10 protein-coding genes, 1 tRNA gene and 1 rRNA gene are annotated in these 12,560 nt (G+C 45.2%); all 12 read left to right on the forward strand.

Annotation, left to right across the window (positions count from 1 at the left end; all coding sequences use genetic code 11):
* Positions 1 to 3 precede the first annotated feature (3 nt).
* On the forward strand, positions 4 to 1,554 hold the full coding sequence (locus OCV70_RS12235) for an aminotransferase class I/II-fold pyridoxal phosphate-dependent enzyme (protein WP_173767922.1): 1,551 nt from the start codon (positions 4 to 6) through the stop codon (positions 1,552 to 1,554).
* Positions 1,555 to 1,572: 18 nt separating this feature from the next.
* Positions 1,573 to 2,154 carry a nucleoside/nucleotide kinase family protein gene (locus OCV70_RS12240; RefSeq protein ID WP_021924429.1) on the forward strand — a complete coding sequence of 194 codons (582 nt, stop codon included), beginning with the start codon at positions 1,573 to 1,575 and terminating at the stop codon, positions 2,152 to 2,154.
* Between the two features lie 192 nt (positions 2,155 to 2,346).
* Positions 2,347 to 3,336 carry a DNA polymerase III subunit gene (locus tag OCV70_RS12245; protein WP_021924430.1) on the forward strand — a complete coding sequence of 330 codons (990 nt, stop codon included), beginning with the start codon at positions 2,347 to 2,349 and terminating at the stop codon, positions 3,334 to 3,336.
* A gap of 1 nt (position 3,337) precedes the next feature.
* Positions 3,338 to 4,237 (forward strand): PSP1 domain-containing protein, encoded by a 900-nt coding sequence (locus OCV70_RS12250; RefSeq protein WP_021924431.1) that lies wholly within the window; start codon positions 3,338 to 3,340, stop codon positions 4,235 to 4,237.
* The gene (locus OCV70_RS12255) at positions 4,230 to 4,970 is read left to right on the forward strand and encodes a tRNA1(Val) (adenine(37)-N6)-methyltransferase (protein WP_021924432.1); all 741 of its coding nucleotides are present in this window, start codon (positions 4,230 to 4,232) and stop codon (positions 4,968 to 4,970) included. Before OCV70_RS12250 ends, OCV70_RS12255 begins: the two co-directional genes overlap by 8 nt.
* A 68-nt stretch (positions 4,971 to 5,038) precedes the next feature.
* Positions 5,039 to 5,884, forward strand: a complete 846-nt coding sequence (gene rsmI / locus OCV70_RS12260) for a 16S rRNA (cytidine(1402)-2'-O)-methyltransferase (RefSeq protein ID WP_021924433.1) — start codon at positions 5,039 to 5,041, stop codon at positions 5,882 to 5,884.
* A gap of 223 nt (positions 5,885 to 6,107) precedes the next feature.
* Positions 6,108 to 8,030, forward strand: coding sequence for a DNA topoisomerase (ATP-hydrolyzing) subunit B (gene gyrB, locus OCV70_RS12265; RefSeq protein WP_021924434.1), 1,923 nt, complete (start codon positions 6,108 to 6,110; stop codon positions 8,028 to 8,030).
* A 15-nt stretch (positions 8,031 to 8,045) separates the two neighbouring features.
* Positions 8,046 to 10,565 (forward strand): DNA gyrase subunit A, encoded by a 2,520-nt coding sequence (gene gyrA, locus OCV70_RS12270; protein ID WP_117849624.1) that lies wholly within the window; start codon positions 8,046 to 8,048, stop codon positions 10,563 to 10,565.
* Positions 10,549 to 11,106 carry a hypothetical protein gene (locus OCV70_RS12275; RefSeq protein WP_186900968.1) on the forward strand — a complete coding sequence of 186 codons (558 nt, stop codon included), beginning with the start codon at positions 10,549 to 10,551 and terminating at the stop codon, positions 11,104 to 11,106. Before gyrA ends, OCV70_RS12275 begins: the two co-directional genes overlap by 17 nt.
* A 70-nt stretch (positions 11,107 to 11,176) precedes the next feature.
* A complete protein-coding gene (locus OCV70_RS12280; protein ID WP_173767926.1) occupies positions 11,177 to 11,896 on the forward strand; it encodes a lysophospholipid acyltransferase family protein in 720 nt (239 codons plus the stop codon).
* Between the two features lie 161 nt (positions 11,897 to 12,057).
* A tRNA-Ser gene (locus OCV70_RS12285) sits at positions 12,058 to 12,145 on the forward strand.
* A gap of 342 nt (positions 12,146 to 12,487) precedes the next feature.
* A 16S ribosomal RNA gene (locus OCV70_RS12290) occupies positions 12,488 to 12,560 on the forward strand; the annotation flags it as partial.

Raw genomic sequence — 12,560 nt, forward strand, 5'->3', positions numbered from 1 at the left:
AAAATGGAAAGACTGTATAAAGAACTGGAGAACTACGGCAACTCAGATTTTTATCCGTTTCACATGCCTGGACATAAGAGAAATAAGGCATGCGTGGAGGGGGATTTTCCCATTGAGAGGGATATTACAGAGATAGATGGATTTGACGACCTGCATCACAGTGAGGGCATCCTTCTGAAAGCCCAGAATGCACTTTCCCGTTTATACGGAACGAAGAGAAGCTTTTTCAGTGTAAATGGAAGCACGGCAGGGTTATTGGCTGCGATTTCTGCATCTGTGAAAAAGGGCGGTCGGATTTTGACAGCCCGCAATTGCCATAAGGCAGTTTATCATGCAATTTATCTGCGAGACCTGGTGCCCACGTATATTTATCCACAATCCGATTCAGATTTGGGGATAAACGGCGCTATTTCCGTATCCCGTGTGGAAAGATGCCTGGAGGAGAATCCGGATATTGAAGCGGTTCTCATTACATCACCTACTTATGACGGTGTGGTGTCGGATGTGCGAAGGATTGCAGATGTTGCCCACAGTTATGGGATTCCGTTGATTGTTGACGAGGCGCATGGGGCACATTTCCGGTTTTCGGACTATTTTCCGGCTTCGGCAGTGGACCTTGGTGCAGATGTAGTGATCCAGAGCTTTCACAAGACACTGCCTGCTATGACCCAGACTGCAGTGCTCCATCTCTGCAGCGACCGTGTAAGTGAGAAGCTGATCTGCAGATTCCTGGGAATTTATGAGACAAGCAGTCCGTCTTATATTCTTATGTCCAGTCTGGACGCCTGTGTGGCAAAGCTGGAGAAAGACAGCGGACGGATGTTTGATGAATTTGCAGAAAATCTGGAGACTGCACGGAAGCAATTAAGTAACTGTGAATATATCCGTTTGTTCCAGGCACCAGACGAGAAATCCGGGGAAAAGGATGCGCAGGACAGAACGGAAATATTTGCCTATGACAGATCCAAGCTGATTTTATCAACAGTCCACAGCACTTTGAACGGACCAGGGCTTTCCCGGATCCTTCGCGAGAAGTACCATCTGGAAGTGGAGATGACTACGGAGAACTATGTGCTTGCACTGGCAGCAGTTGGCGATACCAGAGAGGGATTTTCGCGGCTTTGCAGGGCGGTAGAAGAAATTGACCGTCAGGAAGCGCAGAAAATAATAAGTGAATCAGACGCAGGAAAACAGGAATACAGGGAAAGTAAACCGGATGTTTGCCAGAGCTGTGAGGGAGAAGCGCGCACAGATGAGCGCAGAAATGGAGACTGCACCTGCAAATGCGGCTCTATGAAACAGCTGATGTCCATTTCCCAGGCCATGGAGGCGCAGGCTCAGTTTTGCCTTCTGGAAGAGAGCATTGGGAAAATTTCCGCGGAGTTTGTGTATCTTTATCCCCCGGGAATTCCTATTATCGTGCCAGGAGAGCAGATCACTGGACTTTTTGTCCGGAATGTGAGAAGATGCAGGGAGCAGGGGCTGAATCTTTATGGACTCTGCGGTGAGAATGAAGAATCAATTTGCGTAGTAAAGGAGCAGGCGGAGGTGTAATCCCCTGCCTGAATAATTATGGGAAAAATATTTTACATTATGGGAAAAAGCGCATCCGGGAAGGATCATATCTATGCCAGACTGGCTGCACATGAGGAGCTTGGACTGAAAAAACTGGTTTTGTATACAACCCGTCCGATCCGGGCGGAGGAAGAAGACGGCAAACAGTATTATTTTGTGGATGATAAGAAGCTGAAAGAGTTTCAGGAGAAGGGCTGTGTAATTGAAGCACGTGCCTATCATACGGTACACGGAATCTGGACTTATTTTACAGCAGATGACGGACAGGTGAATCTGGACGCATCAGATTATCTGGGAATCGGTACCCTGGAATCTTATGTGAAAATGAGAGAATACTATGGGGAAGAGGCACTTTGCCCAATCTATATTGAAGTGGAGGACGGAGAGCGTCTTGCAAGAGCGTTGAATAGGGAGAGAAGCCAGAAGACACCCCGCTATGAGGAAATGTGCAGAAGATTTCTGGCAGACCAGGAGGATTTTTCCGAAGAAAAAATTGCTGCTGCCGGGATTAAGAAAAGATTCCAGAATATCGATCTGGAAAAATGCGTGGAAGAAATTGCACAGTATATCAAAGGCTGACATTACAGAGCACAGACACAGATTTAAACTGCATTGTACACACATTTATAACCCGAAATTCAGAATTATTTCACAAAAAACTATGGCATGATTTTGTCGTACATGATAGAATTAGAACGAGAATACAGTCAGACTGTATTTGTACAAAAAGTTACTATAAAGTAACCAAAATGATAGGGTGAGGTGATTCCAATGTTAGGGTTTAATGACATTATAGGACATGAAGAAATTATCAGGCATTTGAAGAATGCTATAGAGACGGAGAAAGTGTCCCATTCTTATATTTTTACAGGTGACCCTGGTTCTGGAAAGAAGCTGCTGGCAGGAACCTATGCCATGACGCTGCAGTGTGAAGAAGGCGGTACAGAGCCGTGCGGACACTGCGATTCCTGTAAGAAGGCCATTGGCAAGAATCATCCGGATATCATTATGGTGACCCATGAGAAGCCAAATGTCATTACCATTGACGAGATCAGGGAACAGGTTATCAATGATGTAGATATTAAGCCTTACTGCAGTCCGCATAAGATCTATATCATAGCAGACGCGGAGATGCTGAATCCTCAGGCGCAGAATGCCCTTCTGAAGACCATCGAGGAGCCGCCGGAATATGCTGTGATCATGCTTCTTACAAGCAATATAGATGCACTGCTGCCCACCATCCGTTCAAGATGCGTGCGTCTTGACCTGAAGGTAGTAGATGACGGTCTTGTGAAGAAATACCTTATGGAGCATCTTCATATACCGGATTATCAGGCTGAAATTGATGCGTCCTACGCTCATGGAAGCATTGGCAAGGCGAAGAAAGCTGCTACTTCCCAGGAATTTGCAGACATGACCCAGAATGCCCTTCGTATTCTGAAGAATGCAGATAACATGGAGGTCTATGAGCTTACAGAAGCCATTAAGGAGCTTTCCAATGACAAGCAGAACATTGGAGATTACCTGGATCTTTTCCAGTTCTGGTTCCGTGATGTACTGATGTTTAAGGCTACACGGGAAGTAGATAATCTTGTTTTCAAACAGGAAATAAATTATATAAGGGAACAGGCAAGCCAGCGTTCCTATGAGAATCTGGAGAAAATTCTGGATGCACTGGAGAAGACTAAGGTACGTCTTCGCGCCAATGTAAATACAGAACTTGCCCTTGAGCTTTTGTTCCTTACAATCAGGGAGAAATAGAATGGCAAAAGTAGTAGGCGTAAGATTTCGGAATGTAGGTAAGATTTATTACTTCAATCCGAAGAACTATAAAATGAAGCCGGGCGATCACGTAATCGTTGAGACTGCCCGCGGTGTTGAGTATGGAAAGGTGGTGCTTGCACCTAAGGAGGTAGCAGATGACCAGGTAGTACATCCTCTGAAGGAAGTGCTCCGCGTAGCGACTCCGGATGATGACGATAGAGAGAAATACAACAGAGAGCGCGAGAAGGATGCGTTCAAGATCTGCCAGAAGAAGATCCGTGAGCACGGTCTTGAAATGAAGCTGATTGACGCAGAATACACCTTTGACAATAACAAGGTCCTGTTTTATTTTACAGCAGATGGCAGAATTGATTTCCGTCAGCTGGTTAAGGATCTGGCATCTATTTTCAAAACCAGAATCGAGCTTCGCCAGATCGGTGTAAGAGATGAGACCAAGATTCTGGGCGGAATCGGAATTTGCGGCAGATGTCTTTGCTGCCATACCTACCTTTCCGAGTTTGCTCCGGTATCCATCAGAATGGCCAAGGAACAGAATCTTTCTCTGAATCAGACCAAGATTTCAGGTGTCTGCGGAAGACTGATGTGCTGTCTGAAGAATGAGCAGGAGACTTATGAGGAGCTGAACCGCAGACTTCCGGGAATTGGAGATACTGTTACCACACCAGATGGAATCCAGGGCAATGTACAGAGTGTAAATGTACTTCGCCAGCTGGTGAAGGTTGTTGTGGAAATCGGCGATGAGAAAGAGATTCAGGAGTTCCCTGTAGCGGAACTGAAATTCCGTTCCAGAAAGAAGAAAGTGAAGGTTTCCGAACAGGAAATGAAGGAACTGCAGGATCTTGAAGACAAAAAGGGAGATTCCAAATTAAATGATTAATGATCTTGTGAAGGAGAATGAACGTGTGGATGACTTGCAGAATGGATATTACATTATCCAGGATCCACAGAAATTCTGCTTCGGTATGGACGCTGTTCTGTTATCTGGATTTGCCAGAGTGAAGAAAGGGGAGAAGGTTCTTGATATGGGAACCGGAACCGGGATCATCCCGGTGCTCCTTGCATCCAAGACACCAGGAGAGCATTTCACTGGTCTGGAGATTCAGGAAGAATGTGCCGAAATGGCGGCAAGAAGTGTGAAATACAATAACATGGAGGACAGGGTCAGTATCAGACAAGGCGATATCAAAGAGGCTGCCGGCATTTTCGGGGCAGCTTCTTTTCATGTTGTGACATGCAATCCGCCTTATATGATCGGCCAGCATGGGCTGACCAATCCTCATATGCCCAAGGCAATTGCCAGACATGAGATTTTGTGCACCCTTGAGGATGTGGTAAGCCAGGCTGCTAAGCTTCTGGGGGACAGGGGCCGTTTTTATATGGTGCACCGGCCCTTCAGGCTTACGGAAATTATGAATGTGCTGACGAAGTACAAGCTGGAACCGAAGCGAATGCAGCTGGTTTACCCATATATAGACCGGGAACCGAACATGGTACTGATTGAGGCCCTTAAGGGCGGAAATTCCAGAATCACAGTGGAAAGACCGCTGATCGTCTATGAGAAGCCGGGAGTTTATACAAAGGAAATCCTGGAAATGTATGATATGGTCTGATCCGACAGCAGAAGAATGCTGTAATGACGGATCGGAAACAGAGCCGATTGCAGAAGGGAGAACAGGATATGAGCGGTAAATTATATTTATGCGCCACGCCTATAGGAAATCTGGAGGACATTACCTTGCGGGTTCTCAGAACACTGAAGGAAGTGGATCTGATCGCAGCAGAGGATACCAGAAACAGTATCAAGCTGCTGAATCATTTTGACATAAAAACACCGATGACCAGCTATCACGAATACAACAAGGTGGAGAAAGCATACACACTGATTGACAAGATGCGTTCCGGTGTGAATGTAGCGCTTATTACAGATGCAGGAACTCCTGGCATTTCAGATCCGGGAGAAGTGCTTGTTGCCATGTGTTATGAGGCTGGCATTGAAGTGACATCCCTGCCAGGTCCTGCTGCCTGCATTACAGCGCTTACCCTGTCGGGCCTTTCTACCCGCAGGTTTGCTTTTGAGGCCTTTTTACCGCCTGACAAGAAGGAGCGCAAGGCAATTCTGGAAGAGCTGAAAAGTGAGACGAGGACCATCATTCTCTATGAGGCACCCCATCATCTTGTAGGCACTTTAGAGGAGCTTTATGAGACTCTGGGCAACCGCAGGATGACTCTTTGCCGAGAGCTTACCAAAAAGCACGAGACCGCATTTTGCAGTACTATTAAGGATCTGCTGGATTTTTATCAGGACCAGAAGCCCCTTGGTGAATGCGTTCTTGTAATTGAGGGAAAAAGCCGCGAGGAGATTCGGGAAGAAGAAAAAGCAGCATGGGAAGAGATGTCCATTTCCCAGCATATGGAAGTTTATGAGAAGCAGGGAATTGCCCGCAAGGAGGCAATGAAACTGGTTGCCAAAGACCGCGGCGTGACCAAAAGAGAGATTTATCAGGCTTTGCTGGAAATAAAATAGAAAAACTATAGGAAACATGTAAAAAAAGGCGTATTTTTGACGGATATTCGTTGAAAATACGGCCTTTTTTTTACATGCGGAAATGGCTTTTAACTGGCAAAAACGGGGATTTTGTGATATAATAAATTAGTATTTTTATGCACAAAAACAGGAATGAAATCTGGCAGCAGAGCAATGCCATAAATTCCTGTGGTTTTGAATAGATGATAACAGGAGGAATATCATGGGCGAAACAAATACGGAATACGGAGCGGACCAAATCCAGATTCTGGAGGGCCTGGAAGCCGTACGTAAGAGACCGGGTATGTACATTGGAAGTACATCCAGCCGCGGTCTGCACCACCTTGTATATGAAATCGTGGACAATGCCGTAGATGAGGCACTGGCCGGTTACTGTACAGAAATCAATGTAGCAATCAATCCTGATAACTCCATCACAGTTGTAGACAACGGACGAGGCATTCCGGTTGGAATTAATCATAAAGCCGGTATTCCGGCAGTAGAGGTTGTATTTACCATTCTTCATGCCGGAGGTAAATTCGGCGGTGGAGGATACAAGGTATCCGGCGGTCTTCACGGTGTTGGAGCTTCGGTCGTTAATGCACTGTCTGAGTGGCTGGAAGTTTCCATCTGCAGAGATGGAAAGAGGTATGAGCAGCGTTACGAGCGCGGCAAGACAATGTATCCGCTGAAGGAAGCTGGAGAGTGTGGGGATGCTACAGGAACAACCGTTACTTTCCTTCCGGACAAGCAGATTTTTGAGGAGACCGTATACGATTATGACATTCTCAAGCAGCGCCTCCGTGAGATGGCTTTCCTTACCAAAGGCCTGAAGATTATCCTTGTAGATAAGCGTGAGGGCATGGAGCGTGAGAAAACCTTCCACTACGAGGGCGGTATCCGTGAGTTTGTAACTTATCTGAACAGAAGCAAGGAAGCTCTGTACCCGGAGATTATCTACTGTGAGGGCGAGAAGGACGGCGTAGCCGTAGAAGTTGCCATGCAGCACAATGATTCCTACACAGAGAACACCTACGGATTTGTAAACAACATCAATACCCCTGAGGGCGGTACTCATATCACAGGTTTCCGAAACGCTATTACCAATACTTTTAATGACTATGCAAGAAAGAACAAGCTTCTGAAGGACAGCGAGCCGAACCTTTCCGGTGATGATATCCGAGAGGGCCTGACAGCTATTGTCAGCGTTAAGATCGGCAATCCCCAGTTCGAAGGCCAGACCAAGCAGAAACTGGGCAACAGCGAGGCCAGAGGCGCTGTAGACAGCGTTGTAAGCAAGCAGCTGGAGATTTTCCTGGAGCAGAATCCTACAGTAGCCAAGGCGACTGTAGAGAAGTCCGTACTTGCACAAAGAGCAAGGGAAGCTGCACGTAAGGCCCGTGACCTGACCAGAAGGAAGTCTGCCCTTGACAGCATGTCCCTTCCAGGAAAGCTTGCGGACTGTTCCGACAAGAACCCTGAGAACTGCGAGATCTACATCGTAGAGGGAGATTCTGCGGGCGGTTCTGCGAAGACTGCACGTAACCGTGCCACACAGGCAATCCTGCCTCTTCGCGGTAAGATTCTGAACGTTGAGAAAGCCCGTCTTGATAAGATTTATGCAAACAAAGAGATCAAGGCAATGATCACTGCTTTTGGAACCGGAATCCATGAGGATTTCGATATTTCCAAGCTGAGATACCACAAGATTATTATTATGACAGATGCCGATGTTGACGGTGCCCACATTGCCACGCTGCTTCTTACATTCCTGTACAGATTTATGCCGGAACTGATCAAGCAGGGCTATGTATATCTGGCGCAGCCGCCTCTTTACAAAATCGAGAAAAACAAAAAAGTCTGGTATGCTTATGATGATGATGAGCTCAATGCCATTCTGACAGAAATCGGACGAGATTCCAACAACAAGATCCAGCGTTACAAAGGTCTGGGAGAGATGGATGCTGAGCAGCTTTGGGAAACCACTATGGATCCGGAGAAACGTATTCTTCTTCGCGTAACAATGGATGAGGCTGCAACCTCTGAAATTGACCTTGTATTTACCACACTGATGGGTGACAAGGTAGAGCCGAGACGTGAGTTTATCGAAGAAAATGCGCGTTTTGTAAAGAATCTGGATATCTAGGAGAGATAAAACAATATGGATGACAAGATTTTTGACCAGGTCCATGAGGTGGATCTGGAGAAAACCATGAAAGAATCCTACATCGAGTATGCCATGAGCGTTATCGCTTCACGAGCACTTCCAGATGTAAGAGATGGTTTGAAGCCGGTACAGCGTAGAGTGCTGTACTCTATGATTGAATTGAACAACGGTCCGGACAAGCCCCATCGTAAGTGTGCCCGTATCGTTGGTGATACCATGGGTAAATATCACCCTCATGGTGACAGCTCTATCTACGGAGCACTTGTAAATATGGCACAGGACTGGTCTTTCCGCTATCCGCTGGTTGACGGACATGGAAACTTTGGTTCTGTGGATGGTGACGGCGCCGCTGCTATGCGATATACAGAGGCACGTCTCAGCAAGATTTCCATGGAGATGCTTGCTGACATCAACAAAGATACCGTTGATTTCCAGCCGAACTTTGATGAAACCGAGAGAGAGCCAAAGGTTCTCCCGTCCCGTTTCCCCAACCTTCTGGTAAATGGAACCACAGGTATTGCCGTTGGTATGGCTACTAACATTCCGCCTCACAATCTTCGTGAGGTTATTAATGCTGTGGTAAAAATTATTGACAATACCATTGAAGAGCAGAGAGAAACTACCATGGAGGAGCTTCTTGACGTTGTAAAAGGTCCGGATTTCCCTACTGGAGCCACCATTCTTGGAAGAAGGGGAATCGAGGAAGCATACCGTACCGGACGCGGCAAGATCCGTGTTCGTGCAGTCTCCAACATCGAGACCCTGCCAAACGGCAAGTCCCGTATTATCGTTACAGAGCTTCCATACCTGGTAAATAAGGCACGTCTGATCGAGAAAATCGCAGAACTTGTCCGCGATAAGAAGATTGACGGAATTACAGACCTGAACGATCATTCCAGCCGTGAGGGCATGCGGATCTGCATTGATCTTCGTAAGGATGCCAACGCAAACGTTGTTCTGAATCAGCTGTACAAGCATACCCAGCTGCAGGATACCTTTGGCGTAATCATGCTTTGCGTGGTTCCTCAGGGTGACAGTCTGGTACCGAAGGTGCTGAATCTGAAAGAGCTTCTGGAGCATTATCTTGCCCATCAGGAAGATGTTGTAACCAGAAGAACCAAATACGACCTGAATAAGGCACAGGAGCGTGCACATATTTTAGAGGGTCTGTTAAAGGCACTGGATAACATTGATGAGGTTATCAGGATCATTCGTGCTGCACGTAATGTTCAGATTGCCAAGCAGGAATTAATGGACCGATTTGAACTTACAGATGTACAGGCTCAGGCAATCGTTGATATGCGACTGAGAGCTCTGACAGGTTTGGAAAGAGAAAAGTTGGAAGCAGAATATGCAGAGTTAGAGGAGAAAATCCGCAAATTCCTGGCAATTCTTGCAGACAGAAATCTTCTTCTCCGCGTTGTAAGAGAAGAGATTCTTGCAATTGCTGACAAATATGGTGATGAGAGAAGAACTGCTATTGGATATGATGTATACGATCTTTCCACAGAGGATCTGATTCCAAGGGAAAATACTGTCATTACGATGACCAAGCTTGGCTATATTAAGAGGATGACCGTAGATAATTTCCGCAGCCAAAACAGAGGCGGACGCGGAATCAAGGGAATGCAGACCATTGAAGATGACTATATCGAAGAGCTTCTGATGACCACCACACATCACTATCTGATGTTCTTTACCAATACAGGACGAGTATACCGTCTGAAAGCATATGAGATTCCGGAAGCAGGAAGAACGGCAAGAGGTACGGCAATCGTGAACCTTCTGCAGCTTATGCCGGGAGAACGTATTACAGCGGTAATTCCTATGCGGAATTTCGAGGAAGGCCGTTATCTGGTTATGGCAACCAAGAATGGTCTTGTGAAGAAAACTCCGATGGAAGAGTATGCAAATGTGCGTAAGACCGGACTTGTGGCAATTACCCTTCGAGATGATGACGAGCTGATTGAAGTAAAGGCAACGGATAACAACAAGGATATTATGCTGGTTACCAAGGATGGTATGTGTATCCGGTTTAAAGAAACAGATGTAAGAAGTACTGGAAGAAGTTCCATGGGTGTTCGCGGCATGAACCTGGATCCAGGAGATGAGGTTGTGGCAATGCAGCTGAATTCCCAGGGCGATTACCTTCTTGTAGTATCTGAAAATGGTATGGGCAAACGCACAGCCATGAGTGAGTTTACCTGCCAGAACCGTGGCGGTAAGGGTGTAAAATGCTACAAGATTACCGAAAAGACAGGTAATGTTATCGGTGCCAAAGCCGTGAATGAAGAAAACGAGATTATGATGATTACCACTGAGGGAATTATCATTCGTATTACCTGTGCCGGAATTTCCATTCTTGGAAGAATTACATCTGGTGTGAAGCTGATCAATCTTGATGAGGGTGTAACTGTGGCAAGCCTTGCCAAAGTCCGCGAAAAAGTCGAGGAAAATGCAAACGGCGGCAGCAGTGAGGAGCCTGTGGAAGAAGCAGATGAAAAAGAAAACTAGAATAATCATTCTGGGTATTGTTCTGGTGCTTGCCATGGCAATGTCCGGATGCGGTGTAAACCAGAAATCACCTGAGGGAGTTGTGGAATCCCTTATAAAAGAATACGTAAACGGCAGTGAAAAGAAAGTGAAAAAGTGCTATTCAGGCGGAGACGATGCCAATGAGTTTCTTCAGACGGAAATCGATGCTACGCTTCAGTATTTTGCCGCACACAATCCAACGAAAGTGAAGGTGGAGGAGTGCGATAAGCTTTCTGAGAAAGACAAGTATACTTACGTTTATATTTATTATAACCTGGTTCTGGAAAACAGCCAGGAATATCCATGCGTGGGTACCTACATGGTAGAGAAAAACGGAAGCAAATATTATGTTATGCCGCCGTCTGAGATTACAGATGAACTGAGAACTCAGGCAGCGACAGATTATGCCAAGTTTATGACAACAGATACTTACAAGAATTATACGAAGGCATACAATGTATTTGTGAAAAAGAACCCGGGATATGAAGAAAAAATTGCAAATAAGCTAAACGCAGAGTAAGGGGAGGCTGCTGCAGGATATTAAGATCTTGCAGCAGTCTTTTCTCATATTTCAGAAAGGAACTGCTAAAATGAAAAGAATTATAGTAATGGTTTTGAAAAACATATTATTTGTGCCATATTACTGGATTATGTTAAATTGGTACGCTGCGCATGTGGACCGCTATACAGAAGAACAGCGCTATGCAATGCTGAAAAAAATCGATCACGCGGCCAACCGAGGCGGAAATCTGCATATTGACGCCCACGGTGTGGAAAATATACCTTCAGAAAATGGATTTATATTTTATCCCAATCATCAAGGATTATATGATGTGCTTGCAATCATGGAGGTGTGCCCGGTACCTTTTTCAGTAGTCGCCAAAAAAGAGGTTGGAAATGTTCCGTTCCTGAAACAGGTATTTGCATGTATGAAAGCTTTCCTGATTGACAGGGAAGACATCAAACAGTCCATGCAGGTTATTATCAATGTTACAAAAGAAGTAAAAGCAGGAAGAAACTATCTGATATTTGCAGAGGGAACCAGAAGCAAAAACGGAAATCACCCACAGGAGTTTAAAGGCGGAAGCTTCAAAGCGGCTATGAAGGCAAAGTGCCCGATCGTTCCGGTAGCTCTGATCGATTCCTATAAAGCGTTTGATACCGGATCTGCCAAAATGCTGGATGTACAGATTCATTTCCTGAAGCCGATGGAGTATGAAGAATATAAAGATATGAAATCCACCGAGATTGCAGCTGAAGTAAAAAGAAGAATTGAGGAAACAATCCGGGAAAATGCCAGGGATTTCTAAGGAATTCTGCTAAAAAAGTGGGAAAAATGGCGGAGATAATAAAAAATAAAATAAAATTAGAAAAAACCATTGACAAGGTGAAATATTTTAAGTATAATAACTCATGCGCTGTGAGAAATGCGCACTCCACAATTTAACAGCAGTTAAGTAGTTCGGAGACTGGAGAAGTACTCAAGAGGCCGAAGAGGTGCCCCTGCTAAGGGTATAGGTCGCTAACGCGGCGCGAGGGTTCAAATCCCTCCTTCTCCGTTTTAAATTTTCTAAGATTTATAAAAAATCAAGAAAATTTAAAAAAGTAGTTGACAAACACTTCTACTTATGATAAAGTAGATAAGTCGTCAACAAAGACAAAAACTTCATCAAAAAAGTTTTAAAAAACTTGAAAAAAGTTCTTGACAAACGAAAAGAGATGAGGTAAAATAAACAAGCTGTCGCAAAGAACTGACAGCGAACAACCTTGATAACTAAACAGTGAAACACATACGATTCTCGAAAATTTCTTTATACAATTCATTTTCGAATGAAAACTTTTAAAACAGTAATGACGAGAGATAACTAAGCTAGTTGGTTGTCTTGAGTGCATCAAACACTTTATCAGAGAGTTTGATCCTGGCTCAGGATGAACGCTGGCGGCGTGCTTAACACATGCAAGTCGAACGGGAAA

This window comes from Blautia acetigignens, from assembly GCF_025566865.1.
GTDB classification, from domain to species: domain Bacteria; phylum Bacillota; class Clostridia; order Lachnospirales; family Lachnospiraceae; genus Blautia_A; species Blautia_A acetigignens.